Origin of the sequence: Providencia sp. PROV073 (assembly GCF_033688125.1) — a bacterium.
In the GTDB taxonomy this organism is placed as follows: Bacteria; Pseudomonadota; Gammaproteobacteria; order Enterobacterales; family Enterobacteriaceae; genus Providencia; species Providencia hangzhouensis.
On sequence record NZ_CP096353.1, the window covers coordinates 2,574,655 to 2,601,583 of the forward strand.

The following is a 26,929-nucleotide window of genomic DNA, read 5'->3' on the forward strand; positions in this document are numbered from 1 at the left end:
TTTGCCCGCTTTAACTGCCAACACCACTAAAGCGGGCTATATGAGAAGATAATTATTCCGCTTGAACCCAAAATACACCATCCCCCTCTAGGGCAGTAAAGGTCTGGTGTAAATAATCGCTATCTGCCTGTGGGTCAAGGTCTGCAAACAACTCTGGGTGGATAAATTTTGCAATCGCTTCCACCGCAATAATGTTAAATGGCGTATCGTAGTATTGCTGGTATAACGCTAATACTTGCTTGTTTTTGTAAGCAGATAATGAACGAAACTTAGGGCGATCCATTAGCTTACTCAAGCGGGCTAAAGACTTTTGTTTATCCCCCGTATAACCTAACGGCACAGAAGCACTACCTTTACGGGTACTATCCCAATCAGCTGCGGTCATTAAATAATAATCAGGGTTGCTGTGAATCAATTGTTCTTCACTGATTTCCCCACCCATTCCAATACTAAACCATTGTGAACCAAGGTTATTCCCGCCTGCCGTTTCAACAAATTCGCCAAAATTACCATTACCGAACGTTTTACAGCAATAATCTTCCCCTTGGATACCAGCAGCTCGTTCAATGAATACGCTTGGACGCTGCTCTTTGCTAAGTTTAGCCACTCTTGAACGGATTAAGTCTAACTTTTGTTGATAAAACTGATTAAATGCTTGCGCTTGTTGTTCCTCACCGAATACTCGGCCAAGTAATGCCATACTCGGCATGGTATTTTTTAATGGATATTGCCTAAAGTCGATAAAAATAACGGGTAAACCACTTTTTTCCAATAACGATAAGGTGCCACTTTCAGCAAGCTTACTTTTTAAGCCAATATCAAAAATTAACAAATCAGGTTGAGCGACTAAGGCTTTTTCAACACTAAAATCTGTCGTATAAGGGTTGGGAAAAACAGGGATTTGACTGAGTTGTGGAAATTTTTTGCTGTACGCAACACTCAAATCAGGCGCTTTTTTAATTAACGCATCATCCCAAGCAATAATCCCTTTTAATGGGTCTTGCGGATGTAATATATTTAACGCAACTAAAACACGGCTGTCCGCCAGCATCACTCGAGATACAGGGGCATTAACCGTCACATCCCTACCCGCAATATCCGTCACAGTGATAGGTGCCGCCAAACTATTAGTTGAAAATAGTAGGCTAACAGCACTAAGAATCAGCACGAATGCATTGATAAGTTTTCTCATCATCATTGTTCTGCCTTATTTTTATTAAAATTTTACGGATGCTTGAACATAGTAAGTTCTTGGCTGCCCCACATAGATACCATAATTGTTATCCGTAGAACGTGTAAAATAAGTTTGATCAAAAAGATTTTTAATACCAGCAGATAGCGTTAAATCAGACAAACTTTTTCCAAAATGGTACTCGCCTCGTGCGTCCCACACCATATAACCGGGGATTGTTCCGTATCGGCCATCAGCACTTGGTTTTGTTACATAATGGCTTGATGTTCCTGGCGATTCTTGAGTAGATTGTGCATAAGTATTTAAGTTCCATATCCAATTACCAGTTTCATAACGGCTACCTGCGGTAAAGACTTGCCTTGAATAAAACGGTAAATCCTTATGAGCGAAATCCCCTTTTTTACTTACCGCTTTAGTGTAGGTATAAGTACTATACACACTTATACCATCCAATTTATCGCTCAGCTCAGACAGGTTATACCTTGCCGCCAATTCCACACCTTGATGAGTTGTGGCTCCCAGATTTGTCCAACCCGTTGTATTTTCAACGTAAAGTAGTTGGTCATCGAAATCGATATAAAATAATGTCGCTTCAAGAGATAGCGCAGTATTATCGTATTTAGTCCCCACTTCATAGTTATGTGCTTTTTCTGCACTTAACCCATTTGCGGGTGAATTCCCTACCCCTTTCGTATTCAACTGAAAATACTGCAAACTGCCAAATGACGTACTGGCATTGGCAAATAGTTTCCATTCATCATCAATGTGATAGATCACCGCTAGCGCAGGAAGCGGTTCGCTATATCGCTTACTTCTGTTTTGGTTTTTAAAACTGTCATTTAAATGAATATTAATGTTCTCATAGCGGATCCCTGGGATCACCGTCCAATTACCAACATCAATGGTGTCATCAAGGTAAATAGCATGGGCTTCTGTTCCACCTGATGTGTGTTGGTAATAATCATTAGTACTCGGCCGCGAACTTTGAGTGCCGGCTTGGTACCAATTTGAACGGTAAGCTTTTTCGTCTGCGGTTTCATTTAAATAACGGTATCCCACCGTCACTTCATGTGAAATATCATTAAAACGGAATAATTGTGAATAACTCGGTTCAATTGCATACGCGGTATAGTGACGAGGGTAAGAAACTAACCGTCTTTCATTCGCTTTATCTTTATGGTCACTTTCTATGTAACTCCCCCGATAACTTTTACTAAACCATGTCATTAACTCAAATTGTTTATCATCTTCTTCATGTTTATATTTCAATGACATGTCTTGTCGATTTCCTTCAAAACGGTCATAAGGCCGTGTTGATTGGAATGGGTCAGCGTTATATTGCGCTTGAGTTAGCCCACCTGGCATACCTGACATTGCATGATAATAATGAAAATTAGCCAGTAACTCGTCGTTATCAGTTACGGCATAACGTGTTTTTAAAATCAGGTCATCAATATCTGTATTATCATTGCTCTTACGGTAGCCTTGCCCATGTAACCCTGAATACAGCAGTATCGCTCCTGCTGAGTCATCGGCTTTTGAGCCCCCCACGGACGCATCGACTAGGGTTTTGAGCCCTCCTGTTTTAGCCCCTTGGGTTTGTAACGAAACACCACCAGAAAAGTCTTTCGGGATAGGTTTTGTCACAAAGTTAATGACGCCACCCACATTTTGTGGCCCATAACGTACGGAAGCTCCTCCGCGGATCACATCAATAGATTCAATACTCCCTAGTGATAATGGCGACATCGACAGCTGAGGTTGGCCATAAGGAGCTGCCGCTAGTGGCATACCGTCGAGTAAAATCGTTGAGCGAGGTGAAAGGCGTGAGGTTAACCCACGAACCCCAACATTCAAGGAAACATCGCTCCCACCTGTCCCGTTACTTTCTCGTACCTGTACACCGGGTATCCCTTTCAATGCATCAGCAATGGTTTCACTGCCTGATTCTTTAATTTGTTGCTGCGTTTTTACCGTTCGAGCACCTGGGTGATTAAATACCACCTCACCATCTTCAGTATTTTCAAGCCAATTACCTGTAACTGTAATCTGATCATTTTTTGGATTATCAACAGCAAATACATGATAAGGTGCTAATGCCGCTGAAATTGCTAATGGTATGAGTAGCTTGCTAGTTTTTAAATTCATAAGGAATAAGCAATAAAGGAGATTAAGAGAGATAATGATAATTATAATCATTACAAACAATCAACTTAATTTACTATTTATTTTGAAATTATTCTGTTTTAATTCCTTATTATATAAAGGGTTATTGAGAGTGAAGAAAGCTAAAAAAACCGAAGGGAAATTCCCCTCGGTTAACATTATTGGTAAACATGATATAATTAGAGGCAAATATCATTTTGCCTCTAAAGGCATTAACCACCCAGTGAGAAAAATACCACTCGGCCAACCCCTTCACCGACAAAAATACAGAGTGTTGCCAGTGACATAACGAATGTTGCATTCACATTGCGCCCATTTTTTTGGCACAGTAAACGGCCAACAAACAAGACTCCTAATGCAATAAGTATGACTCTAACAATGCTTAAGTTCACTAAACCCTCAGGTAGTTCACGCGGCGTCATTCCCATATAAATAGGCTCTCCGATATTTCCGAGTAGAGATAATGCGCCCAGCAGCATCAGTAATATCCCAATAACACCAATACCAAGTGTAATTTTAACCACTCGCTTTAATTGCTCTTCTTTATCATTGCGGCGCAAAGAGTCTACCAGTAATAATGCCGCTATCACGCCACCAACCAGTAATACCGCCCCAAAGAAACTGGCGTAGGTAAATAAGCCACTCCAGAGATTAAACAAGGTGTTAGCATACAATGCTGACATTGCGTACATATAGATAATACCTGCTAACGCACTAAGCAACAGTAGTAGCGCGTTCGCTTTTTGTTTAAGCAATAGCAGTGCGACACTGAAAAATAATAGCGCCATATAAATTGCAGTCGCCCACACTTCGCGACTCATCCATGAGGTCGATACATGCAGCATGGTATAAAACATGTGTAGCGGGTTACCCATATGAAATAATGAACCCAATAACCCAACACAGCCCAGAACAAAACTAGCTAGAATAGGCAGTTTAATAAACTGGACGCTTTGTAGGTTATTTCCGCCTTCAAGCACACGAAAATAGCATACTAATGAAACTAACAAGCACCCCACAGAAGCTTGCATAAATAAGGTGAAAATCACCAACGGAAATTCATGCATGATAATTCTCCTTATCCTTTTGTACCGACAACTAGGTTCGGTTTGGTAATACTTGAGCTAGGTAGCCCGGCAATATCTGCATTCGAGCCATATTTTTTACGTAATTCGCTAATTAGACCGAACTCAATCGCACGCATAGGGCAAGAATCAACACACATTGGATTTCCTCCTTTTTCACGGAGATCAAGACAAGTGTCGCACTTAGTCATCATTCCAATACTGGCATCAAACTGAGGTGCTTCATATGGACAAGCCCACGTACAATAGCGGCAACCCACACATTTATCATGGTCGACTAAGACAACGCCATCTTCCTCTCGTTTGTGCATTGCGGTGGTAGGACAATGACTTACACATTGCGGATCATCACAATGGTTACAGGCAATAGACAAGTGCCAAGTCCGAGGACGTGGATACTCCCCCACTTCAATATCATACACACGGCGAAAGTTGCGCCCGACTTCAAGGTCATTTTTGTCTTTACATGCAACAACACAGGTCTTACAACCAATGCAAGTGGCAACATTAATATAAAATCCGACTTGTTTATCCATTTCTTATTGCCCCCTAAAATATAATACGCTGTGGAATTGCTGCATCTGGAACTAACTGGTCACCATGCCATTTTTCGATATTACATAGCATCGTGTTCCACCCTGATGTACCAAGCCCTGTAGGGACTTGAATGGTTAGCGTATTGTCGGCCCCCGCCATATCTATCCCTGTTTTTTCGTCAACATCGGTCCAACTGCCATGGGGTAGTGCGACCACACCCGGCTTCATCGTTTGTGTCACCAATGCAGGGCGCACAATCTTCCCTTGTGGGCTCGTGACCAACACAGTTTCACCGTGTTTAATACCTAAACGTTTCGCATCAGACGCATTGATATAAATTGGGCTTGGCCACTGCTCACGTAACCAAGGCACATTATCAAGCGTGCTGTGAGAGCGGCGTAAATAGTGTGGATTATAGATTTGGAATGGGTAATCCCCTTTCTCCTTCTTCGAGAAATCGCTAAAGCTAGCCTCGTAACCACTTGCAGACGGAATATACTCAGGAATTGGTGGTAATTTAGTCCAGCCACACTCATCGGCTTTTTCGACTAATGTTTGGCAGTAAATTTCAAATTTGCCACTTGGTGTTGGTCGTGGATTGGCCTGTGGGTCGCGAATGAAATCTTCATAGGCAATATAGCCATAGTTATCACCAGCCGTCCGTTTTACTTGGTATTTCCCAACAGTAAGAAATTCATTGAGGGTAATTCGCCCCTGTTGTGGCTTGCCTGTTACTTGCCATTCATCAATGTCCGCTTGAGTGATTGTGATTAATGGTTCTGTTGTCTTACCATCTTCACCAATGATTGTTGCGCCATTGAGTTTATTGAAAAATTGTTGTTTTTCCGAAACAGGAAAAACTTCATCGACATTAATACCTAGACGCTTACCTATTTCTTTGGCGATCCATTGGTCACTTCTCGCTTCATAAAGTGGTGGCGTTACATTCACCGCAGCTATCATAACTTCACGGTTACTTGGATTTAATATGGTTCCTTCACGCTCCCATTCAGTCGTCACCGGTAAGACAATATCCGAATATTTGGCACAAGTATGCGGAACATACGCTGCAGTCACAACCAATTCCACATCTTTACGGTAAGCCTCAACACTTTGCGAAATATTAGCTCGTGTTTGCAACGTCGCATTAAATGGATGAATTATCATTTGGATATTTGTATCCACATCCCCCACACCACGTTGGCGGAATTTTTTCTCTAATAATGCACGGTTAAGCTCATTGTGATTGATTTTTAAACTGACTGGGTTTGGTACTGAAGGTAGCCCACTTGCTCCCGCCATAACGAGTCGCGTGCCATTATTTCCAGCAGCGAAATGGCAACTAACCCCTGTCATCCGGCCAGGCATTCCCATATGGCCAGTCATAAAGCCTAAGGTTGAGAATGCTTGCACCCACCCTTCACCATTATGAATTCGAGCAGGTGCCCAACCTGTAAGCAATGCAACTCGGTTGGTGCCACCGATTTCACGTGCCAAAGTGCGAATATCACTCACTGACAGCCCACAAATATTAGAGGCCCACTCAGGTGTTTTTGGCTCTCCCGTATAGGTGCCTAATAGATAATCTTTGAAGTTCCCCTTCGGGTCTGCACCTGCGGGCATATTACTTTCATCAAAACCAACTGTGCAACGGCGTAAAAAATCCCAATCAATCAACGGACTGTCAGGGCTATCCATTTCTAATAGTGCGTACATAATACCCAGTGCTAATGCATGGTCAGTACCCGGATTGATGGGGTACCAATCTGCATCCATTAACTCTGCCGTCGTCGTATAACTTGGGTCAATGCTAATGAAGCGAGCCCCAGCTTTTTTTGCCTGATAATAATTATAGGTTGGGCTACCCGGGCTACTCCACGCTGGGTTTGCCCCCCACATCACGATCAACTGGGAGTTACGCATATCAAAACGGTCATTGGTACCAAAGGTATAAAATCCTTCAAGTAATCCTAAATGGGCTGGTGTTTCAAACCATGCTCCCCACGAGGTTGTTCCCCAATCCCCAACAAAACCCCCCGCTTTGGCGTAAACGTTTTGGATATCAACACCGTTACCACCCGTGATCCAAATAGACTCGTTACCATATTTTTCTTTAATACGTTTCGACTCTGATGCCACAATATCTAATGCTTCATCCCAACTGATGCGCACCCATTGGTCCCGTCCTCGTAAGCTTTTGTCCCCACCACCCGGGGCCCAGCCTTTACGCTTCATGGGGTATTTCAGACGATCCGCCCCAAAAACTTGTTTACGTTGTGAACGACCACGTAAACAACCTCGCTGTTGTGGGAAATCAGGAGAATCTGCAACCACATCATCTGTTTTTTGTCTAACAACGACACCATCGACCACCAATGCTTTATTAACACAGCGGCCACCACAGTTATGCCAACAGGCTACGGGTTTCCATTTCCCTTGAGTCACTGCATCAGTAGCTTGTGCAACCGCTTTTTCTTCCTCTGGTGTTGCCGCATATAATTGCTTACTCAGCGGTAACGTAGCCATTACTGATGCCGCTGATGTCCAAGCTATAAATGAACGGCGACTTAAGGCTATTTTCTGTCTTTCTGACATTGCTCTTACCTCTTCATTTTGTTTTATTATTATAAATTGACTAATTCATTGATTTTTTTAATATCATTGCGTAAAAAAAGTTCAAGTAATGAACTTAATTGACGATAAAATACGGTTTCTGCATGGTTATGCATTGAGTGGCAAAATGGCGTAATAAAAGCCAATAAATGGGTATTCAGGAATGTCACAGACCCGAGCAATAATGCGTTTACTTTAGTCCAATCAACATTTTCAGTTTCGCTATCAATAACTTCAGTAATACGCAGACTTAAATGCCACATAAAATCTAACTCATAACCAATATGGTCAGCGGCTTCCATATCACCTTCTGGCAAGTGAACGCCATACTGTTCATAAAAAGACTTCACTGCTAAGGTACTTTCTTGAAATAACAATTTGTCACGAGAAACATACGTTGATTCCCATGGCGCTGCCGGCGGGGCTTCTGGGCCAATAAATAAGCGAGTAAAATCCCAATGCAAATTTTCGAAATCTTCGGTATTGGCTTGTATCCGCCTATTGTTTAAGTCTTTATGCATCTCATTTATCGCATTTTTCATTGCAGGTAATGCTTCATCACAGGGGAATAACAACAACCCTGAATCACTTAAATAACTTAATAATTCTGGCGTCGGTTCTTCCATAAACAAGCGCCGTAATACGTCATAAGCAAATTGACGCGCATAAAGAAAATCTAAAATTTGGTCATCATTGGTCATAAATGTTTCCCTACAGGTCAGTCAATAAAAATTCAGTGGGTGTGGTGAGTTCAACTCGCACTTCTTTAATTAAAGGATTGCCCTGTTCATCGGGCTCAATAATGTGGGAAGTCAATGCAATAGGCAGTTTGGCTAGCGGGGTTAATAAGCAAATTGCTTCAGGATTAAACTGCAAAAATCCATGCAACAATTCTTGATGATAAGAAACGCCTGCGTTTTTCAATAAAACCGCCACTTTTTCACAATCGTCACCAAAAACTTTGGCGCTTTTAAAAAAATAATCCCGAGAGGAAAAAATATAATGCTTTCCTATTATTTGTTCGTTGTGTTCAAAAAAAGCATTGCTTTGGTACACTTGCCCAGTATGCTTATTTTCTAAAGAGCAGTAGTGCACTCCAATAGATAACTGATTTTCTAGTGCAAATTTAAGAACACGGAGGCAGGCTAGTTCACTCTGTGCGACAGCTAATCCACCTGCATACCAATAGTTGTAATACACCTCATAAGGTGGGTTTTTAAGCATGAACCCGCGAGTTTGATAGGCTTCACTATTTGTTAATGGAAAGCAAAACTCTAATAAATTGATACCATCAATACCAATATCATCAAGCTGAGTAAGTAATTGATACATCTGCGGTTCTGTACCGGGGATCACGGGCATTTCCACCATTACAGCAGGAAAAATTTCGCGAGCTAAAGTAATGCGATGTAAAACTTTAGTAATTCGTTCTTTAGGATCATCAATTTTGATACTAAAGCGGATTTCTTGTAGACCAGCTTTAGCTAGAGCTAATGCCGTATTACGGTCTAATGGATCACCTGCTGTATATAAACGGCTATGAGCCAGAGGTAATTTCTGTTGGACTGCTTGGAAAAACGCAATGCTTTCTTGGCGAAAAAGTAGAGGTTCCCCTCCTGTTAGTGCGATATGGGTAAGTGGATAACCTTGTTCTGCTATCGCATCAACCTCACCAATAGCATCGCGCATTTCCTCTTGAAATTCATGATAGTTTTCTTGATTTGGATTAAAACAAAAGTAACAATCGCGGTGGCATTTTAAGGATAAAAATGTCGTGTGACTCCCTTCCCCTGTACGGCATTGTACACAAGCACTTGATAGCCAATTACAATGTATACTCTTTCCACTATTCGCAAAAATTGCGCCTTTACTTTTTATATCTAGTTTGAGTTGTTCAATCTCATGTTGCTGTGCAAAAGGGTCTTCAAAATTAAGTCCATATTCGATAATTGCCTGCTGTGTTTGCTGTTCAATATCCAAATAGCGAATAGCATAACGCTTAAACTTTTGGTTATTTACTATAGAGATTGTTCTATCTGTAATAGGATAGATCATAAATTTACCTTCAATTTATGAGCAAATAGTTCCTATTATTCGTTGAATTTTCAATTGGACTCAGATCGCAAATAATCAATTAATAGACGGGTATGACAATACCTGTGACAATTAGAAAAATGCTTATAAAGACTCACATCATTACCGATTAAATTGAAAATATTTTTTAAATAAGAAATATTCGCATTATTTTATTTTGATTTAGTATTAATGGCAGTATAAGTTAGCGGTATTATATGATGTTGCGCAAGATCAAAAAAACTTTCCTTTCATTATTTATATATCAACCAATTAGCTGATACTGCCAGCATAGCCAAATTATTACTCAGCAACGTTCTCATTATATGAGAATAATCTCATCAAATAAGTCGCTATATAAAAACTAAATAGCCAATTAGACAACACTTAAAAATAAAATAAAACTAACCTGTTAACATTAAAATAATCATAATAATATTTCAATTTGTAAAATTAAAATTCAAAAAATGTTCATCTATTCATTTTTGTATTATTATTTATTTTTATCTTATGAAAATAAATCTCCCCAACAAATAAAGCATAGTGACTATTTATCCTTTTTATCATATTTAATTTATATAATTAAAATTAATCGTTAAGCATTTTCAATTTGTCACTATCGTTCTATTAGCTATTATCATCAAAGTGGTAAAGCATAAGTAACCTTAACCGTTTCCATTGGTACCTCCGTCTTAATACTTTGAATACTACTAATTTGTGTTAAATGATCCGCATGGAAACGACGATATGAAGCTAAGTCTTCCGTCACAATACGGATCAGTGCATCACATTCCCCAGCCATTAGATGGCATTCGACGACTTCAGGCATCTGTTTAATGTCTTCAACGAATTGGTTGATGGTTTTAGCATCCTGTGTTTTAAACCAAATACGAGCAAATAAAGAAAGGCCCGCTCCAATTTTACTGCCATCCAACACCGCTACATAACGTTTGATAACCCCAGCCTCTTCAAGTAATTTCACGCGACGTAGGCAAGGTGACGGGGAAAGCCCCACTTCTTTAGCTAATTCAATATTCTGAATTTTTCCATCTCTTTGTAATACTTGTAAGATATGCCTATCAATGGCATCCAGTTTTAGCCTACTTTCTTTCATTGGCACTCCTCCTCAATTTTATATTAATTAATGATATTAAATACCAATTTTTGTTTGTTTTAAAGCAATAAAAAAATCCAATATCATTGGATTATCGCTATAATTTTATCGCTACTGGCCAGTTGCGTGAAAATAACAATGAACAATAATGAGGAATTGAAATGGAGTTACAGAACTTACTCTTATTTAGCGCAACTGTGATCCCTTTAGTCTGCACACCAGGCCCAGACATTCTATTTATTTCCGCACAAGGATTATCAGGAGGAACCTCAGCGGCCTTGAAAGCGAATTTGGGTATTATATTGGGTTATGTGGCACATGCGATTCTGGCTGCACTTGGTTTAGCGGCGATTGTTGCAGCTTCACCCATGATTTTCCACACCATTAAATGGGTTGGGGTCGCTTATGTCACTTACCTTGCTATTCGCATGGTGTTATCTGCAATGAAAGCCGGAGACTTAAGAATTCAAACTGTGTCAACAAAGGCGGTCGTGGGTAAAGCATTTTTAACTAGCTTTCTTAACCCCAAGGGGTTACTGGTGTATTTTGCTATTTTACCGAATTTCATTAAGCTAACAGAAAGTGTCGCTGTCCAATCCTTGATACTTTCAGCCACTTTTATACTTTCGTGTGTCTTGATCTACGGCGTAATAGGTGCATTATTTGCATCCATGCATAATAAACAAGCTTATAATGATAAAAAACGTCGTATAACCGAAGGTGTTGCAGGTGGAATGCTAACGCTAGCCGCTATCGGTTTAGCAACCAGTTAGCGGGGTAATAACTCAATCCAGATTAACTTGCTATCGGTGCTAAGTGGTTTTATATCTCCTTCACCGATATCAGGTAACCACCACGCTCCTTGTCCTTGCGCCATATGATGGCAATTTGCCCCTGAAATTTCCCATTCGCCATTGAGCACGTAGACTAACCCCGCTTGGTTGGCGGGTAATCTACAATCTTCAGTGATGAAATAGTTTATAGCCACCCACCTATCATCTCGAAAAATAAAATTCATTAACTTAACTGATGGCTCTGAGACTTTTACCGCGCAAAATTGCTGAGCTGAAAATTGGGCGTGATCACCTGCGCGCTCTAGGCGATGCTCAAACGCTTTGGTATCGGTTAAAAGAAGCGGCTGGTCATTCAACAATACCACCAGCCTTTCCCCTTCTGCATAGCGCTTTAAATAGCTATCTTGGTTAATGGTTGCAATGCTTGCGCGTAATGAATAGTCCGATGCAACCGGCCAGCAAAACACTTCTTGGCTGGCCCCCGCACCATCATTCCAATCAAGGATAGGTAATTCCATTATGTCAAAACATTTTATTTTCACATTACCTCCCGTCTGTTGCTGCTAACACATTTAGATTTATACCTAGATTGGCAAAGTTAATCTTTCAGGGCAATGAATTAACGATGATAATGTGACTAATCACGCCTCTCATTGATTAAAAAGTGACATAAACGACCTAAAGTTTTCATTGCTTCCTCCACCCTCTCATTCCATGTAAACGATGCATTAAGACGAAATGCATGGTTAAACTGGTCACTTGTGGAAAACATGCTCCCCGGCGCGATACTGATCCCTTCTTTTAGTGCGAGTTGATACAACCGAATTGCATTAAACGGCGGTTCAAACTCTAGCCATAAAAAATACCCACCTTTTGGTGTATTAACTTTTACTGACTGAGGCATGTATTTTGCTATTGCACTCAACATTTGGTGCTGACGCTGTTCCATCGTTAAACGCAGTTTACGAAGGTGGCTGTCATATCCCCCTAATGATAAGTACTCCGCAATAGCTAATTGCGTGGGAACGCTGGCAGAAACGGTACTCATCATTTGTAAATGTTGAATTTTTGTCGCGTGTTGGCCTGCAGCCACCCAACCCACACGATACCCCGGTGCTAAACATTTCGAAAATGAAGAACAATGAAAGAAATTACCTTTAGTATCAAGTGCCTTTGCGGGTATTGGCTGTTTGCTACCAAAATAAAGTTCCCCATAAACATCGTCCTCAATTAAAGTAATTTGATGCTTATTAAGGATATCGACCAGACGTCTTTTGTTTGTTTGCGGCATCGTTCCGCCTAATGGATTTTGATAATGCGTCATTAGCCAACAGGCTTTAATTGGATATTTGCTCGCAATATCCTCTAATGCGTCAAGATCAATACCAAATAACGGGTCTGTTTTAATGGCAATGGCCTTAAGTTTTAACCGCTCAATTGCCTGAAGTGAACCATAGAATGCAGGAGATTCGATAACGACCCAATCCCCGGGCTGAGTCACCGATTGTAAACTCAAAACTAAAGATTCCATTGCCCCTGCTGTAATCACGATTTCATCCGGAGCGACATGGATCCCTTGGGTTGCATAACGCTGAGCAATGTTACGACGCAGTTGTTCATTACCAGGAGGCAAATTAGCCGGGGTATTAAATTTCGATAAGCGCCTAGCAACAGACGCAAGAGACTTCGCGAGTTTTGGATCATCCAATAAGGCGGGTTCTGGAAATGCAGAGCCAAATGGGATAATATTCGGGTCCTTACAAGCTTGTAGGACACCAAAAATAGAGGCATTAATCTCTACATTTTCATTCAAATGTAGCCCTTTTCCTCCTTTTGCGGCAGCAAATGCGTTATTGCGGTTTGCCACGTAATACCCTGATTGCGGCCGAGCAACGACCCATCCTTGGCTTTCAAGTAACTGATATGCTTGCACAACAGTCATTAAACTTAAACCAGACTGTTTAACACTTTCCCTCAATGAAGGTAATCTGTCGCCCACTTGCCAGATATTGTCTTCAATTTGCTGACGAATTTGCGCTGCTAATTGTTCGTATCTCGTCATAGCCGCCTCAACTGTTATAGTTAATATCCCAATAATTGTTACTATTATAGTTTATCGTCTCATGTTCTACTTATCCACACATTCACCTGACTTTTTTTTAACTATAAGCACAAAAAATTTTTCGTTGAATTGCGGTTATTTTGCATTCAGATGTGAGCAATTCCTTTTGCTAGGGATTAGCGCCTCAATTGCTCTCATCAAAACGTTAAATATTGCGTGCCATTAACATATCCACTCAGGGGTCAATATGTTTGGACTAACTGCGCTGGAACTTGCCCGTATACAATTTGCTTTTACGGTCTCGTTTCATATTATTTTTCCAGCCATTACTATTGGGCTAGCAAGTTACCTTGCGGTGCTACAAGGTCTATGGCTTAAAACTCGTGACGAGGACTATATAAAACTGTTCCATTTTTGGTCGAAAGTTTTTGCGGTTAATTTCGGAATGGGCGTTGTTTCTGGATTGGTGATGGCATACCAATTTGGTACCAACTGGAGTTTCTTTTCAGATTTTGCGGGTGGAATTACCGGCCCATTGCTCACGTATGAGGTATTAACCGCGTTCTTTCTTGAAGCCGGTTTCCTTGGTGTCATGCTGTTTGGCATGAACCGAGTGGGTGAAAAACTGCACTTTTTTGCCACCTGCATGGTTGCATTAGGTACCATCATTTCCACTTTCTGGATTTTGGCATCTAACAGTTTTATGCAAACACCGCAAGGTTTCGAAATCATCGATGGGCGTATCGTTCCTGTTGATTGGCTTGCGGTTATTTTCAACCCATCGTTTCCATACCGTTTATTGCACATGACCACGGCTGCTTTCCTTGCTGCGGCATTCTTTATTGGTGCTTCTGCGGCATGGCATTTACTCAAAGGCAATAAATCCAGTGCCATGAAAAAAATGTTTTCCATGTCCCTGTGGTTGATTTTAGTGTTAGCCCCTGTTCAAGCTTTAATCGGTGATGCTCACGGCCTAAACACACTTAAACATCAACCTGTTAAAGTGGCTGCAATGGAAGGTCACTGGGAAAATAAACCTGGAGAAGCCACTCCGCTTATCTTATTTGGTATACCAAACCAAGAAAAAGAAAAAACAGAATTTGCTATCGAAATCCCTTATTTAGCAAGCCTGATTTTAACCCACAGTATCGACAAACAAGTGCCTGCGTTAAAAGAATACGCGCCAGAAGATAGGCCTAACGTGTTTATGGTGTTTTGGTCATTCCGCGTAATGGTCGGGCTCGGCTTATTAATGATCGCGGCTGGAGTCTGGGGTTTATGGCTACGTTATCGTAAAAACCTGTATGAATCCAAAACCTTCCTACGCTTTATGTTCGTCATGGCTCCTTCTGGTTTGATTGCCATTTTAGCGGGTTGGTTTACAACAGAAATAGGCCGACAGCCATGGGTTGTTTATGGGCTACAACGAACCTCTGATGCAGTCAGTGCACATGGTGAAATGCACATGAGTATCAGTTTAATCGCCTTCTTTGTGGTTTACGGTGGGGTGTTCGGTATCGGCTACATGTACATGATGAAATTAATTCGTAAAGGCATCGCGGAGGACGCAGCTCATGGGCATTGATTTACCTCTCATTTGGTTTGTCATCATCGTATTTAGTATGTTGATGTATATTGTTATGGATGGGTTCGATTTAGGCATCGGGATCCTTTACCCTGCGCTAAAAGACAGCCAAGACCGTGATCTGATGATGAATAGCGTTGCCCCTGTGTGGGATGGCAATGAAACTTGGTTGGTTTTAGGTGGGGCAGCACTATTTGGTGCTTTTCCTCTCGCTTATGCGATTGTCCTTGATGCCCTGTCAATTCCATTAACTTTCATGTTATTGGCCTTGATTTTCCGTGGTGTCGCCTTTGAGTTTCGCTTTAGAGCGGATGAATCACACCGCCGCCATTGGGATCACGCCTTTATTTGGGGTTCAATTTTTGCCACCTTTGTTCAAGGTGTGGTAGTTGGTGCCTTTATCCAAGGCTTCCATGTGGAAAACCGTGTTTACATGGGTGGTTATTTCGATTGGTTCTCACCTTTCCCACTGTTTTGCGGATTTGGCCTCGTGGTCGCTTATGCGCTACTAGCGTGTGGTTGGTTGATCATGAAAACGGAGGGCCACTTACGTAGCACCATGTATCGTGTCCTACGGCCATTAACATTACTGATGTTAGCGATCATAGCAGTAATCAGCTTCTGGACCCCAATGTTAAATGAGGCAATCTTTGAGCGTTGGTTCTCACTGCCGAACCTGTTCTTCTTTTTACCTGTTCCGTTACTGGTATTAGCCTGTACTTGGTTGATCCTAAAAAACGCTAAGCGCCAACAACATGACAGCGTGCCATTCTTAGCGGCTTTAATGTTAATTTTCCTTGGGTTTACTGGTCTAGGTATCAGCATCTGGCCAACGCTCATTCCACCTGCAATAAGTTTCCGTGATGCCGCAGGCCCATCCGAAAGTTTAGGCTTTATGTTAGTGGGTGCGTTATTCATTATTCCTGTTATTTTGGTTTATACCTATTGGAGTTACTATGTCTTCAGAGGAAAAATTACCCCAGAGCAAGGCTACCACTGATAACGTGGCAGCCTCCTCTTGGTGGAAAAAACTCGGTTGGATGGCCATTATCTGGTTCGGAAGTGTACTTGCTTTATTTGCATTTTCGTCAGTGTTTAAATTGATGATGACCGCCGCTGGAATGAAAGTGAAGTAATCAACTTACTGAATGCCGCATAAATTTTTACGCGGCATTTTTAGACTTTTCAGGAAAGGCACTGTCGGGTGTGATGAATTTGACCGCCGCAAAAAAGACGCCTCGGCTAATTTATCCAAATCATTATACTTCCCATTATACACTTCAACCATATTATCGATATCTACCATGGTAATTTTATTTTCACCCAGTATTTCACTATTTTTTGTTTCAAGATAGCTTCCAATATTACTCCAATTTAAATCTTGAGCTAAATATTTACCTTTGCTATTCCAGTCAGCTATTTTTGTTTTTAAGAGGTCGTTATAGTCTTCTTTTTTACATACAATATTTGCCCATGGATCAATATTATAATCTTGCCCATTGATAGCAATTTGACAAAAAACATGATCAAAACGTTTATTTTTCACATCTATTAACCGGACAAAATTTGGATTAAGACCAGCATGACATGATAAAACATAACAAATTGCCGCTAATTCACCGCAATTCCCCGTTTTAGATTGAATGGCTGCGAGTAAAAAAGCTTTTTTATCTTTAATGGCTCTATTTTTGCTTAACTGTTCTAAACAATTTTGATGTTGTTGAACAGTACGATTTAACCTGATTTTATTTGCTGATTTATTAGGACTTCCCTTAAAATAAGAACGTGTTTGCAACAGGCAATCATCCGCTTTTTTTAATAATGTGATGTGTTTCTTATCGCTATCAGCCTTATATAATGAGTTTAATGAAGGTAGTGATGATAAATTTTTAATATTAACAATATGTGATTCAATTCTCGTCTCATTTCTGGGTGATAATTGTGAAAAACAGATATCCTGTGTTCTTTGTTTATTTATTCTCATGACGATTGTCTCTTATAATAGTGAATAACTGATACGCAGCATAAATCTATCACGCCTATTTGTATTTAAAGAAACGACACAAGACACTGCGATATATTTACCATAAGAACCGCTGATAGCACTAAACTCGCTCAAGTTCGTAGCCATCATTTATCAGCTGCAATCAGTGTTTCCCTCTTGCAACCTTTTAATTTATTCATGATAATGATAATAATTACCAAATAATAAAATTATCATTAACACATAGGAGAACGTCCGTGGCCACTGAACAACCTGTTGAAAAAAACATCTACCGCCCGGCTCCACCACAGCTCATTCAAGTCAAATCCATAACCGATATCAGCCCATCTATTCGTAGTATTACTTTCACCGGTGAAAGACTCAATACATACCCAACAGATTGTGAAGGTGGGCACCTGAAAATATTTTTAGCCCCTGATTTAATCAGCCAGCCCGCACTCCCTATCCTAAGTAAAGAAGGCCGTAGCTGGCCAGAAGACAAACCTCGCCCATTTGTTCGTACCTATACCGTCAGAGCCATCCGTCCAGAAGTTAGCGAGATAGATATTGAATTTGCTATGCATGATGGCGCAACTGGCCCTGCATATCTATTTGCTCGGGATGCAAAACCAGGAAATTGGATGGGAATTACCAACCCAGGTGGCCCAGACCCATTATTACCTGCCAGACAACATTACTTCATGGCTGGTGATTCAAGTTCCCTACCCGCTATCGCCGCATTATTAGAAAAAATGCCAGCGAATGCCCAAGGCAAAGTTGTACTACGATTAGATAACCCAAAAGACGTAAGAGAACTAAAAAAACCTGAACAAGTTGAGGTGATTTGGGTTTGTGGTGATATCACCAAAACCGCTGAATTAATTAGCACATTTAAGTCTTGGGACATCCCAAGCAGCGACTGCGCTTTCTGGATTGCGGGTGAAGACCAAATTATTCGTGATTTGCGTCGTTATATTCGTCGTGAAAAAGGTTTTGGTCGTGATGATATCTATGCGATCCCTTACTGGCGATATGGCTATGATGAGGAAGGTTACCATCATGAGCGCCATGCTGTAATGGATAATCCTGACGATTAACTTCACTTCAAATATTTAGTTCGCTTATTGGTTTATAAATTCTAATAAGTGAACTTATTTCCTGATCTTGCCTGTCTTCATCAAGTTGTTAGCCATTATATTCCCCAACAATAAACGCCCTAAAATACTTTTCATACCCATTAATGTTATGTTATAACGTAATTGTTTTTATGGTCGTTATATTCACTACAAAAATAGGAAAACCACTGTGTACAAAATGGCAATTTTAAAAACTAGTCTTTATATTGCATTAGCTCTCACTAGCTATACTGCTGCTGCTCATGGCTCACATAGTCACTCCCATCCACAATCAGAGAAAGCGCTACAAGCTTCAAAAGGGATTTTTGAAGATACTGACGTCAAAGATAGATCTCTTAGTGACTGGCAAGGCATCTGGGAATCTGTTAATCCATTACTATTAAATGGAAAACTTGATGAGGTTCTAGAAAGTAAAGCGAAGAAAAATAAAGACAAAACTGTTGAAGAGTATCGTGAATATTATAAAAAAGGTTATGCCACTGATGTTGACAGTATTGGTATTGAAAACGATGTTATTGAGTTTACTCAAAATGGTACTGTAAGTAGCTGTAAATATGACTATGCCGGTTACAAAATTCTTCATTATACTTCAGGAAAAAAAGGCGTTCGTTACTTATTTGAATGCAAAGATGCAAACTCAAAAGCGCCTAAATTTATCCAGTTTAGTGACCATATTATTGAACCACAAGCCTCGGGGCATTTTCACCTATATATGGGAAATGAATCTCAGGAAAAATTATTAAGTCAGCTAGAAAATTGGCCAACTTATTACCCATATACCCTCACAGATGAGCAAATCGTACATGAGATGCTCTATCACTAATCGGCTTCCTATATAGGAGTCTAACCTATGCCCCGTGGGTAAATCGCGGGGCATATAGTTAATAGCAATGCTAATTAGTGGTTATAAGCCAATAATGCCTTATGGCATAATTGTGATCTCACACAATCCTCTATAGTAAAATTCACCATTGAAACCATTTCATCACTACTAAAACGTTGTAATGCATCAGCTAACCCTGAAGACACACCTTCTGGTAAATCACACTGGGTCACATCACCATTGACTATCACCGTCACATTTTCACCAAGCCGAGTTAAAAACATTTTCATTTGAGTGACTGTGACATTCTGAGCCTCATCTAATATCACGACGGCATTTTCAAATGTTCGGCCTCTCATATAAGCAAATGGGGCTATTTCCACTTTAGCAATTTCGGGACGCAAACAATATTGCAAAAAAGATGCGCCGAGCCTTTTCACCAAGACGTCATAGACTGGGCGAAAGTAAGGCGCAAACTTTTCTGACATATCCCCCGGTAAAAAACCGAGATCTTCCTCCGCTTGAAGAACGGGCCTTGTCACAATGATCTTATTGATATCTTTATGAATTAACGCATCAGCCGCAAGTGCAGTACTGATGTAAGTTTTACCACATCCCGCTTCGCCATTCGCAAAAATTAATTGCTTATGTTTAATGGAATTAATATAGAGTTTTTGAGCTTCATTTCTGGGCAATATAGGGGATTCATCACGCCGTTCTTTTGCCATACCGATAGCTTCAATACCAGTAAATTCAGCAAATGATGCGACGTTATTGATATCAAAACGACCTGAGCGATCTTTGCGTGATGAACGTTTCATTTCACGGCGTGCCTTTGTTGCAGCTTTCTGTCTACTCATAGTATTAACCCTTCCAGGTATCAGTGATGTCAATTCAAATGACGGACTATTCAAAACAGAGGCGAGCTCCCTTCAAGCTCAAAGTTAATATCAAATATCTATTATGTGGCTGTAACTCCATGCCATAACTCGGCTAATAAAAAAACCGGTTACCAATCTCACCATGGAAATCTCATGATGGAGTGGTAACCGGCTTTGTATTCTCGTGTACAAACACTTATTTCCCATTAGTTTCTCCTGTAACAGCGATACTTTTAAACTAATGAATCTATGTGACAGTAATATGACGAACTGCAATATTTTTTGTGCCCCAATGAGTCCATGTTTTTATTGCAGTTTTCACTGCTTTAAATATAGCGTCATTTTTTTTGATAAAGCAACATTTTTCTAACAAAATTTTGGGCGTTTATTAAAATTTTTCGTTATCACACATAAAAACAAAAAAAGTAAAACCACAATAATCAGTTAGTTAACTATTGTGGTTTGAAAGGATAATTAGCGTATTTTACAATTTCCCGCTAACTCAAAACCTGCGGCTTTAGCCGATTGTTCGTCAGTGAAGATGACGGCATTTTTATCAGCGATGGTATTGAAGCTAGCGCAATGTGAAAAATGATATTTTTTAGAATTACGATTACCTTTAATTTCAACCGCATCTGATACAATAGATTTATCTTCTATTACTTGAGGCTGATTTAAGGGTGAGACTGGTGAAATATTAACTCCCTCTGCGCTATTTTTATGATTTAAATTCCATTTTTTCTCCCCTGTCACAAATGGGTTATGATGCCCCATTACCTTAGCGATTCGATTATCTCGCTTGATTTCCCAAGAGGTTGGAGGATATTTATTATCCCAAGCCATCAATAACTGTTGTTGTTGACGTGACATAGACAAGTTATAGCGGTCATGCATATAAAAATATACTCGGGCTACCTGCCCTTTGGCTTCATCTCTTGGCTCAAAGACTTTTTGTTTAAAATCAACTCGGCTACGGCACATTCCGTATGGATACGGTGTATTAGTGGATAATTGCCCAAAACTAAAATTGCTTCTATCACCATTCACTTCACCAATAGAAGGCGCTAAATTATGCATATCTGCTTCCATTCGGCCAAAAATAGGGTCACTAGACACACAGTTTTTCCGCCCCCCTTTTTGCCAGCATTGCCTTTGATGACCAAACACCCATGCTGGAACAATATGCTCCCATTCAATACGCTCAGCTCGGTTCTGTTGTTTACGCACTTGGTAGCCACAAGAGGCTAAGTCAACCTTTCCCCCGCTTTTTCCTACCCATTCCCACTGGCAACCACAATATATTGTTCCCTCTCCTTGATGATTTTGATCTGCATAAACCTGCGTTTTACTTAGCACTTTAGCTTCTGTAAACGAATTTGGTGCGGAAAATGAAAAAGCAGAGAAAAGAAATAATAGAATCGAAAAAATGAATTGATAATATTTGGACAAGCTAAATTGTTTCAAAATAACACCACTAATAAGAATATATGCGAAGAATTAATATAAATGCATTAGTTTTTCCTCTAACACATTAATGCATAAGAAGAAATATCACATATTCTAATCAAATAGTAGCATAAATGATATCAGAGATGACCCAATTTTATGGCTCACCATCCATATCGGAATTTATGCAGCTTTAATAGGATATCTAAATCTTATTAGTAAAAAGTAAAGTATGACTTACTCACATAACGAGAATGCCAGTAAGCCACACCATTAAAAATTACACGCTTGGTCTTTTGCGATATAACCATAAACCAGGTAAAGAAATACCAATAGACAAGGCTCCAACAATGAAAGAGGCTTTTAAGAAATTAGTCACTAGAACTTCAACTAATTCAGGGTCATAGCCAAATTGCGATATTTTAACGACTGAAATCATTGCAATATAGGCACTAATACCTGGAAACATCGGGATCACGGCAGCAACAGTAAACACTTTAGGATGAGCTAACCACCAACGCGACCACTGAATACCGATAATACCGATTAAAATTGCAGCAAGAAAACTTGCCCACTCAATTTGCAATCCTAATGTCATCAGTATCATTCTAAAGCCATAGCCAATAGCACCCAATAAGGCACAATATTTCAATGCCCTTACAGGCACATTAAATACCATAGCAAACCCTGCTGCCGGTATAGCGGCTAATAGCATTTTCTCACATAAAGAGAATAGAAATTCTATGCCCATTCTTTTAAACCCCAGATTGTCATTGCTAACACAACCCCAATACAGGTAGCCAAAGTGAGAAGGCTCGCCATTGTCCAACGCGCTAATCCTGTATTAACATGCCCTTTAAACATATCAGCGACTGCATTAATTAATGGAAAGCCGGGAACTAAAAGCAATACACTGGCAGCCATCGAAATTGTTTCAGTCACAGCCAAATACGGTATTTTCAATAATAAACCTGAGACCGTGGTAGCAACAAAGGCAGTAATACAAAAATTAATTAACGGATTCATTTGATGGGAACTTAACACTTGCCGCACATACATTGCACAACCGCTGGCTAAAAATGTAATTAACGCACTCTCCCATCCACCTCCATTCAACCTACTAAAACAAGCACAAGATAGTGCCACCATCAGCACCATTAACCATCGAGGATAACGCAACGGTTTAATTGATAATAATTTCTTTTTTAATTGTTTTCGGTCTAACAAATGATGTTCGACTAGGATGACTGCATGCTGAACTTCAGTAACAACATGCATATTTATACCGCGGTCAATAATGCGTCGTGTTGACGTTAAGCAGCGACCATCAATTATAGTGGTTAAAACTAATGAATTAGATGAAATAGCACTATCGACTTGGCTTGCTCCAAGTGCAATACCCAAACGGGTCGTCAATTGTTCAACGAGCATACTTTCAGCGCCATGTTGCAATAACAATAAACCACACTCAATACATAGCCGAGTTACCTCACGTTGCTGATTAACAGGATCATCTTGGTCTGTTTTTTGCTCATTTAATACATGCTCTGTCATCTTGCCCCCAACATTGTGACAACCATTCAGATATCTACCTAAACATGTTAATCTTTATAAATATCATAAAGACAAATATCAGCTTAAATGATGATCTCTTTCAGGTAAATCTGTGATTGAGGTAACGTGATTTAAACTATTTCGTAAAATTTGTTATGTTATTTTCTTATTGAAGACAAATTGTAGGATTAACCATTCATGAATAGCCCTCTAACAGCTAAAACCCCAAAAGGCCAACGTCGGCATCAGGCGTTGATCACTGCAGCAACTGAAATTTTTCTGCAATATGGGTTTGAAGGCGCAACTCTGGATATGATTATTGAACGTGCTGGGGGCTCTCGCTCAACCTTGTATAAAAATTTTGGTGATAAAGAAGGGTTATTTGCTGCAGTTATTGCATCAATGATTGATGATATTTTTCAAGAGCCCGACGAAAAAACACCACCACTGGATACGATTGAGTCCATACTTTCTTTTTATGGTTCTCGATTTTTATTGAATGTACTTAAGCCTGAATCCATTGGGTTATACCGGTTAATTTTAGGTGAATACAACCGTTTCCCAGAAATAACTCACGCATTTTTTGAGCAAGGTCCAGTAAAAAGCTATCGTCTGTTGACACAAAAATTGGCTTTGCTTCCTGACGTTAAAGTGGATGAAAAAACATTGTTAAGCATTTCTTCACGCTACCTAGAAATGCTAAAAGCAGATGTGTTTATCACCACTTTCTGTATTGCTGATTTCAAGCCCAGCGATGAATTTATTCAACAGCAAATTGCTATGTCTGTCGATATCATCGCCAGTTATATCCGTAAAATCAGTAAAACCACAGCCGACTAAGCTAGAACTGATTGGGCTTGTTCTTTGGCTGCCATGGAATTATTTGCGATTAAAACTTGAGGGCCGTACAACGCAGACAGCATGGGTGCCATTCGTTCCATTTCTTCTTGATCTCGCCCGTCAGGTTGTAGGGTAACAACCAGAGCACGACAATGTTGCTCCATCGCTTCTTTTGCATCTTTCAACCAACGACGTATATATTTCATGCTTTCCATATCTTCTAAGGATGGTTTTTCTTTTTTAACCACCGGAGGATATATCAATACAAACTCATTTCTTCTTGCCAATAGCATATCCATTTCCTCTAACCATAAACGGGTTTCATCCATCGTTGAAGGAAATACATTCATCTCACAGATTGGCCAGCTTTCTGTTTCTATCATCTTTTTGTTCATCATAATCATCTCTTTTGTCATCATTATTCAAAGTGTACTCAAATGTACACTTTTACATTGCACTCAGTCAAGAATGATTATCATTTGTGTTTTGCAAATTATGCTATTACCGCGAGTTACTAACAGGAATACTCTCAATATGCAGTAAAAATTTATCAATTAAAAACATTCACGTGTTCGAGTGATGCGTTTTTGAATATGGGATGTTATTCTGACGATATTATGAATTTTAAAAGCGAAAATATGATGAAAAAAACTCTTCCAATTGCATTTAGCCTTTTAATGGCTTTCGCTGCATTTAATGCAAATGCAGGTGCTACCTGTGATACTTATTTCAAAGAAATGAACGACCTGGTTAAGCAAGCTGAAGAACAATATAAAGATGAAGCCAATGCAGGTGAACAAATTGCATTAATGAAGTCACAATTAGAGGAAGCGAAAAAAGCCCTTGCTAGCTACCCTGATGATGCACAAGAGCAAGCTTGTAGCCAAGCACTTAAAGCAATTGAGCAAGCCAAAGAAGCGGTTAAAACCCCCTAGATTTGTTCGCTTTTAATAGACAAAAAATAGCCTGCTGAGCAGGCTATTTTATTTTATCGAACCACAAGAACCGAAATCTTAGCATAGGAAACAATCCCAGAAGCATTTGAACCTAATAAATGCGTTGAAATACTTGGATTGCGTGAGCCGATAACAATAAGATCAGCATCAATAGCTTCAGCTTCTGATAAAACTTTGTCTCTTGGTGAACCAAACTCAACCTTATAAGAGATTTTGTCTGACGGATAATCAATTTTTTCAATAATTTCTTTTAACTGTTCTTCTGAACGTTCAAGTGCTTTTTTAGCAAATGAGGACAATAAATCATAATGATAACTGTAGCTCATTGAAAATCTTGAAACATCCGGAACTGAGTGAAATAAGTGAATTTTCGCATCTGAAATTTTTGCTAAATAAATAGCATGTTTTAATGCATTATCTGTTAGTACATCTTCAGATATATCCACAGGAACCAAAATTGTTTTATACATATGATGCCCCTTATTAGTTATGTTTACATTTTTATTCAAGCTGTATTATTGTGTATTTTTACAACTTGGTTATTAGGCGTAGCGGGTGAATATTGTCCTTTTACTCTTCTAAGTATAGTCTTACTACACTAAAAAAAGCTGTGAAGCCCCTTACTATTACAACAAAAATTATTCTTCTAAATGCCATTTATGCAAAACGCGATGAATAAAAGGAGTTACGATTAATCCAATACTGATAATAAAAACGCTTTGTAAAAATAGACCATAAATAGCAATAAAGAAACGACCTCCTCGTGTAATAGGAGCCGGCTCAATAGCTTGTCCACTCAACATAGACAACGCATTAAGCATTGACTCAACAACTGAGTGACCTTCAATAAAATAAAAACCAACTATACCGGGTAATAAGCCAAGAAAAAAAATCAAAAGTGCGAGTAAATAAAAACGCAAAACTCTCAGAACAAAGTGTTCAACACGCAGTAATTCTTGCGAAAACTTTTCCATATTGACTCAAACTCACCTTGTTATAAGTAAGATCAATTAACTTGAGTACTAAAATTAATTAAATTGGCAATATAAATAATCAAATAACAAAGAACCCACCCGATGAGCAGGTTCTTCTCTAATTATTAACGTACAACCAGTACTGATGTTTCCGCGTAGCGCACTATTCCCGCGGCTGTTGACCCTAAAAGATGAGTTGTAATATTTGGACGACGAGAACCAATAACAATAATATCTGCATTAATGTCTTTTGCTGTATTAATCACTTCATCTCGCGGGGAACCAAACGTTATAGTATAACTAACATCATCATGAGGTAAGTCAATTGAATCCATTAACATTTTCATGTCTTCTTCCGCTTTCACCGTCGCACGGTCTTTGATTTCCATGTAACCTAAGGCGTACGCATTAATAATTGCTGAAGAAATGGGTAAAACATGAATAAGATGAATTTTAGCACCGGATTGCTTTGCAAGATTAACCGCGTGACGGACTGCTTTACTGGTTAATTCATCTTCTGTTAAGTCGATAGGGACCAGAATCGTTTTATACATAACCCCTCCTAAAATAGTTAAAATGAAGTTCTACAACAAAATTATAAACAATTACTAATAAATGTCTCTTATCCACAAAGATAAATGAGATCTCTAACTACAAATAAAAACAAGCTATTCCCTTAGCCATGGCGTTACAGTTAAACCAACTAACATACCTTCAGGACTTAATAACCTTGTGACTGTTTGCCCCCAAGGTTCCATTCGGTTATTAACTAATAAGACATAACCTTCCTTAAGGCAAATTTTTGTGATTTTTTCAATGTCTGAAACCTCAAACTCCATCCAGCTTTGCGGGGTAGGTATGTTTTTAGGCCATTCACCTTGACCAAAACACGATTGAGCGGCTTGCTCTATAGGCCAAAGTGCAAAATGTTTGACACCTTCTAGCCCTTCTTGCTCACAAGTTAAATATTGGCTCCCTTCTTCAATTGGTTTTAAAGGTAGCTTTAACAACTCAAGATAAAAAGAGTGACTTTTTTTATAATCTGTAACTATTGGTCCAAATCCTGCAACAAACAATACATCAGAGCTATCTTGTAAATGTATCATCTCGCGTT

General features: G+C 39.6%; 28 protein-coding genes. 8 read left to right on the plus strand and 20 right to left on the minus strand.

Annotated elements, in window-relative coordinates; translation table 11 throughout:
• Nucleotides 1-52 precede the first annotated feature (52 nt).
• From M1F17_RS11640 to M1F17_RS11675, 8 genes are all read right to left on the minus strand, one after another.
• On the minus strand, nt 53-1,195 hold the full coding sequence (locus tag M1F17_RS11640) for an ABC transporter substrate-binding protein (protein WP_172412280.1): 1,143 nt from the start codon (nt 1,193-1,195) through the stop codon (nt 53-55).
• A gap of 21 nt (nt 1,196-1,216) precedes the next feature.
• Nucleotides 1,217-3,340 (minus strand): TonB-dependent receptor family protein, encoded by a 2,124-nt coding sequence (locus M1F17_RS11645; protein WP_094962498.1) that lies wholly within the window; start codon nt 3,338-3,340, stop codon nt 1,217-1,219.
• Nucleotides 3,341-3,570: 230 nt separating this feature from the next.
• A complete protein-coding gene (locus M1F17_RS11650; protein ID WP_112307000.1) occupies nt 3,571-4,425 on the minus strand; it encodes a dimethyl sulfoxide reductase anchor subunit family protein in 855 nt (284 codons plus the stop codon).
• A gap of 11 nt (nt 4,426-4,436) precedes the next feature.
• Nucleotides 4,437-4,979 (minus strand): DMSO/selenate family reductase complex B subunit, encoded by a 543-nt coding sequence (locus M1F17_RS11655; RefSeq protein ID WP_004264054.1) that lies wholly within the window; start codon nt 4,977-4,979, stop codon nt 4,437-4,439.
• Nucleotides 4,980-4,992: 13 nt separating this feature from the next.
• Complete coding sequence (locus M1F17_RS11660; protein ID WP_318836992.1) at nt 4,993-7,575, minus strand: molybdopterin-dependent oxidoreductase; 2,583 nt, start codon at nt 7,573-7,575, stop codon at nt 4,993-4,995.
• A gap of 29 nt (nt 7,576-7,604) precedes the next feature.
• Nucleotides 7,605-8,294: a molecular chaperone gene (locus tag M1F17_RS11665; RefSeq protein WP_165880597.1), complete on the minus strand. Its 690-nt coding sequence runs from the start codon at nt 8,292-8,294 to the stop codon at nt 7,605-7,607.
• Between the two features lie 10 nt (nt 8,295-8,304).
• The gene (locus tag M1F17_RS11670; protein ID WP_144139956.1) at nt 8,305-9,648 is read right to left on the minus strand and encodes a radical SAM protein; all 1,344 of its coding nucleotides are present in this window, start codon (nt 9,646-9,648) and stop codon (nt 8,305-8,307) included.
• A 658-nt stretch (nt 9,649-10,306) separates the two neighbouring features.
• Nucleotides 10,307-10,780, minus strand: coding sequence for an Lrp/AsnC family transcriptional regulator (locus M1F17_RS11675; protein WP_036958686.1), 474 nt, complete (start codon nt 10,778-10,780; stop codon nt 10,307-10,309).
• A gap of 161 nt (nt 10,781-10,941) precedes the next feature.
• Here M1F17_RS11675 and M1F17_RS11680 point away from each other — a divergent pair, with 161 nt between their 5' ends.
• Nucleotides 10,942-11,553 carry a LysE family translocator gene (locus tag M1F17_RS11680; protein ID WP_094962493.1) on the plus strand — a complete coding sequence of 204 codons (612 nt, stop codon included), beginning with the start codon at nt 10,942-10,944 and terminating at the stop codon, nt 11,551-11,553.
• On the opposite strand, the gene M1F17_RS11685 is transcribed toward M1F17_RS11680, so the two are convergent.
• Together M1F17_RS11685 and M1F17_RS11690 are read right to left on the minus strand one after the other, a co-directional pair.
• Nucleotides 11,550-12,116: a HutD family protein gene (locus M1F17_RS11685; RefSeq protein ID WP_226616984.1), complete on the minus strand. Its 567-nt coding sequence runs from the start codon at nt 12,114-12,116 to the stop codon at nt 11,550-11,552. The two genes, M1F17_RS11680 and M1F17_RS11685, sit on opposite strands and share 4 nt — an antisense overlap.
• A 95-nt stretch (nt 12,117-12,211) precedes the next feature.
• Entirely contained in the window at nt 12,212-13,636 is a 1,425-nt protein-coding gene (locus tag M1F17_RS11690) for a PLP-dependent aminotransferase family protein (protein WP_004264022.1), read from the minus strand.
• Nucleotides 13,637-13,883: 247 nt separating this feature from the next.
• Here M1F17_RS11690 and M1F17_RS11695 point away from each other — a divergent pair, with 247 nt between their 5' ends.
• From M1F17_RS11695 to M1F17_RS11705, 3 genes are read left to right on the plus strand one after another with little or no spacing between them, the layout of a single operon-like run.
• Nucleotides 13,884-15,221: a cytochrome ubiquinol oxidase subunit I gene (locus M1F17_RS11695; RefSeq protein WP_094962491.1), complete on the plus strand. Its 1,338-nt coding sequence runs from the start codon at nt 13,884-13,886 to the stop codon at nt 15,219-15,221.
• Nucleotides 15,211-16,221, plus strand: a complete 1,011-nt coding sequence (gene cydB, locus M1F17_RS11700; RefSeq protein ID WP_094962490.1) for a cytochrome d ubiquinol oxidase subunit II — start codon at nt 15,211-15,213, stop codon at nt 16,219-16,221. The genes M1F17_RS11695 and cydB overlap by 11 nt, the downstream gene beginning before the upstream one ends.
• A gap of 4 nt (nt 16,222-16,225) precedes the next feature.
• Complete coding sequence (locus M1F17_RS11705; RefSeq protein WP_311135863.1) at nt 16,226-16,357, plus strand: DUF2474 domain-containing protein; 132 nt, start codon at nt 16,226-16,228, stop codon at nt 16,355-16,357.
• A gap of 5 nt (nt 16,358-16,362) precedes the next feature.
• Here M1F17_RS11705 and M1F17_RS11710 read toward each other — a convergent pair whose 3' ends face one another.
• Nucleotides 16,363-17,205: a hypothetical protein gene (locus M1F17_RS11710; RefSeq protein WP_094962488.1), complete on the minus strand. Its 843-nt coding sequence runs from the start codon at nt 17,203-17,205 to the stop codon at nt 16,363-16,365.
• Nucleotides 17,206-17,462: 257 nt separating this feature from the next.
• Between M1F17_RS11710 and M1F17_RS11715 the strand changes: the two genes are divergently transcribed.
• Together M1F17_RS11715 and zinT are read left to right on the plus strand one after the other, a co-directional pair.
• The gene (locus M1F17_RS11715) at nt 17,463-18,302 is read left to right on the plus strand and encodes a siderophore-interacting protein (protein WP_094962487.1); all 840 of its coding nucleotides are present in this window, start codon (nt 17,463-17,465) and stop codon (nt 18,300-18,302) included.
• A gap of 217 nt (nt 18,303-18,519) precedes the next feature.
• Nucleotides 18,520-19,164, plus strand: a complete 645-nt coding sequence (gene zinT / locus M1F17_RS11720) for a metal-binding protein ZinT (protein ID WP_004264004.1) — start codon at nt 18,520-18,522, stop codon at nt 19,162-19,164.
• Nucleotides 19,165-19,238: 74 nt separating this feature from the next.
• On the opposite strand, the gene phoH is transcribed toward zinT, so the two are convergent.
• The 4 genes from phoH to M1F17_RS11740 all read right to left on the minus strand — a co-directional run bounded on the left by phoH (nt 19,239) and on the right by M1F17_RS11740 (nt 23,045).
• On the minus strand, nt 19,239-20,024 hold the full coding sequence (gene phoH / locus M1F17_RS11725; protein ID WP_094962486.1) for a phosphate starvation-inducible protein PhoH: 786 nt from the start codon (nt 20,022-20,024) through the stop codon (nt 19,239-19,241).
• A 495-nt stretch (nt 20,025-20,519) separates the two neighbouring features.
• Entirely contained in the window at nt 20,520-21,473 is a 954-nt protein-coding gene (locus M1F17_RS11730) for an endonuclease (RefSeq protein WP_226616991.1), read from the minus strand.
• A gap of 298 nt (nt 21,474-21,771) precedes the next feature.
• The gene (locus M1F17_RS11735) at nt 21,772-22,242 is read right to left on the minus strand and encodes a threonine/serine exporter (RefSeq protein ID WP_112307410.1); all 471 of its coding nucleotides are present in this window, start codon (nt 22,240-22,242) and stop codon (nt 21,772-21,774) included.
• Nucleotides 22,233-23,045, minus strand: a complete 813-nt coding sequence (locus M1F17_RS11740) for a threonine/serine ThrE exporter family protein (protein WP_094962484.1) — start codon at nt 23,043-23,045, stop codon at nt 22,233-22,235. The genes M1F17_RS11735 and M1F17_RS11740 overlap by 10 nt, the downstream gene beginning before the upstream one ends.
• A 198-nt stretch (nt 23,046-23,243) precedes the next feature.
• Here M1F17_RS11740 and M1F17_RS11745 point away from each other — a divergent pair, with 198 nt between their 5' ends.
• Nucleotides 23,244-23,885, plus strand: a complete 642-nt coding sequence (locus tag M1F17_RS11745; RefSeq protein WP_094962483.1) for a TetR/AcrR family transcriptional regulator — start codon at nt 23,244-23,246, stop codon at nt 23,883-23,885.
• Here M1F17_RS11745 and M1F17_RS11750 read toward each other — a convergent pair.
• A complete protein-coding gene (locus tag M1F17_RS11750; protein WP_226616985.1) occupies nt 23,882-24,283 on the minus strand; it encodes a hypothetical protein in 402 nt (133 codons plus the stop codon). The genes M1F17_RS11745 and M1F17_RS11750 overlap by 4 nt on opposite strands.
• A 243-nt stretch (nt 24,284-24,526) precedes the next feature.
• On the opposite strand from M1F17_RS11750, the gene M1F17_RS11755 reads away from it, so the two are divergent.
• Nucleotides 24,527-24,820 (plus strand): DUF5339 family protein, encoded by a 294-nt coding sequence (locus M1F17_RS11755; RefSeq protein ID WP_096864009.1) that lies wholly within the window; start codon nt 24,527-24,529, stop codon nt 24,818-24,820.
• A 53-nt stretch (nt 24,821-24,873) separates the two neighbouring features.
• Here the strand turns inward: M1F17_RS11755 and M1F17_RS11760 are convergent, their stop codons facing one another.
• From M1F17_RS11760 to M1F17_RS11775, 4 genes are all read right to left on the minus strand, one after another.
• Nucleotides 24,874-25,311: a universal stress protein gene (locus M1F17_RS11760; protein ID WP_004263984.1), complete on the minus strand. Its 438-nt coding sequence runs from the start codon at nt 25,309-25,311 to the stop codon at nt 24,874-24,876.
• A gap of 168 nt (nt 25,312-25,479) precedes the next feature.
• Nucleotides 25,480-25,815 (minus strand): hypothetical protein, encoded by a 336-nt coding sequence (locus M1F17_RS11765; protein ID WP_004263981.1) that lies wholly within the window; start codon nt 25,813-25,815, stop codon nt 25,480-25,482.
• 125 nt (nt 25,816-25,940) lie between these two features.
• Nucleotides 25,941-26,369 (minus strand): universal stress protein, encoded by a 429-nt coding sequence (locus M1F17_RS11770; protein WP_004263978.1) that lies wholly within the window; start codon nt 26,367-26,369, stop codon nt 25,941-25,943.
• Nucleotides 26,370-26,483: 114 nt separating this feature from the next.
• Nucleotides 26,484-26,921, minus strand: a complete 438-nt coding sequence (locus M1F17_RS11775; RefSeq protein WP_004263976.1) for a hypothetical protein — start codon at nt 26,919-26,921, stop codon at nt 26,484-26,486.
• Between the last annotated feature and the right edge of the window lie 8 nt (nt 26,922-26,929).

Coding starts and splice junctions, on each gene's coding strand:
- zinT (WP_004264004.1), top strand. CDS start 18,520: ATGGCAATTTTAAAAACTAGTCTTTATATTGCATTAGCTCTCACTAGC.
- M1F17_RS11675 (WP_036958686.1), bottom strand. CDS start 10,780: ATGAAAGAAAGTAGGCTAAAACTGGATGCCATTGATAGGCATATCTTA.
- M1F17_RS11750 (WP_226616985.1), bottom strand. CDS start 24,283: ATGATGAACAAAAAGATGATAGAAACAGAAAGCTGGCCAATCTGTGAG.
- M1F17_RS11710 (WP_094962488.1), bottom strand. CDS start 17,205: ATGAGAATAAATAAACAAAGAACACAGGATATCTGTTTTTCACAATTA.
- M1F17_RS11650 (WP_112307000.1), bottom strand. CDS start 4,425: ATGCATGAATTTCCGTTGGTGATTTTCACCTTATTTATGCAAGCTTCT.
- M1F17_RS11655 (WP_004264054.1), bottom strand. CDS start 4,979: ATGGATAAACAAGTCGGATTTTATATTAATGTTGCCACTTGCATTGGT.
- M1F17_RS11755 (WP_096864009.1), top strand. CDS start 24,527: ATGAAAAAAACTCTTCCAATTGCATTTAGCCTTTTAATGGCTTTCGCT.
- phoH (WP_094962486.1), bottom strand. CDS start 20,024: ATGAGTAGACAGAAAGCTGCAACAAAGGCACGCCGTGAAATGAAACGT.
- M1F17_RS11680 (WP_094962493.1), top strand. CDS start 10,942: ATGGAGTTACAGAACTTACTCTTATTTAGCGCAACTGTGATCCCTTTA.
- M1F17_RS11760 (WP_004263984.1), bottom strand. CDS start 25,311: ATGTATAAAACAATTTTGGTTCCTGTGGATATATCTGAAGATGTACTA.
- M1F17_RS11670 (WP_144139956.1), bottom strand. CDS start 9,648: ATGATCTATCCTATTACAGATAGAACAATCTCTATAGTAAATAACCAA.
- M1F17_RS11690 (WP_004264022.1), bottom strand. CDS start 13,636: ATGACGAGATACGAACAATTAGCAGCGCAAATTCGTCAGCAAATTGAA.
- M1F17_RS11770 (WP_004263978.1), bottom strand. CDS start 26,369: ATGTATAAAACGATTCTGGTCCCTATCGACTTAACAGAAGATGAATTA.
- M1F17_RS11775 (WP_004263976.1), bottom strand. CDS start 26,921: ATGATACATTTACAAGATAGCTCTGATGTATTGTTTGTTGCAGGATTT.
- M1F17_RS11740 (WP_094962484.1), bottom strand. CDS start 23,045: ATGACAGAGCATGTATTAAATGAGCAAAAAACAGACCAAGATGATCCT.
- M1F17_RS11645 (WP_094962498.1), bottom strand. CDS start 3,340: ATGAATTTAAAAACTAGCAAGCTACTCATACCATTAGCAATTTCAGCG.
- M1F17_RS11745 (WP_094962483.1), top strand. CDS start 23,244: ATGAATAGCCCTCTAACAGCTAAAACCCCAAAAGGCCAACGTCGGCAT.
- M1F17_RS11665 (WP_165880597.1), bottom strand. CDS start 8,294: ATGACCAATGATGACCAAATTTTAGATTTTCTTTATGCGCGTCAATTT.
- cydB (WP_094962490.1), top strand. CDS start 15,211: ATGGGCATTGATTTACCTCTCATTTGGTTTGTCATCATCGTATTTAGT.
- M1F17_RS11695 (WP_094962491.1), top strand. CDS start 13,884: ATGTTTGGACTAACTGCGCTGGAACTTGCCCGTATACAATTTGCTTTT.
- M1F17_RS11660 (WP_318836992.1), bottom strand. CDS start 7,575: ATGTCAGAAAGACAGAAAATAGCCTTAAGTCGCCGTTCATTTATAGCT.
- M1F17_RS11640 (WP_172412280.1), bottom strand. CDS start 1,195: ATGATGAGAAAACTTATCAATGCATTCGTGCTGATTCTTAGTGCTGTT.
- M1F17_RS11765 (WP_004263981.1), bottom strand. CDS start 25,815: ATGGAAAAGTTTTCGCAAGAATTACTGCGTGTTGAACACTTTGTTCTG.
- M1F17_RS11735 (WP_112307410.1), bottom strand. CDS start 22,242: ATGGGCATAGAATTTCTATTCTCTTTATGTGAGAAAATGCTATTAGCC.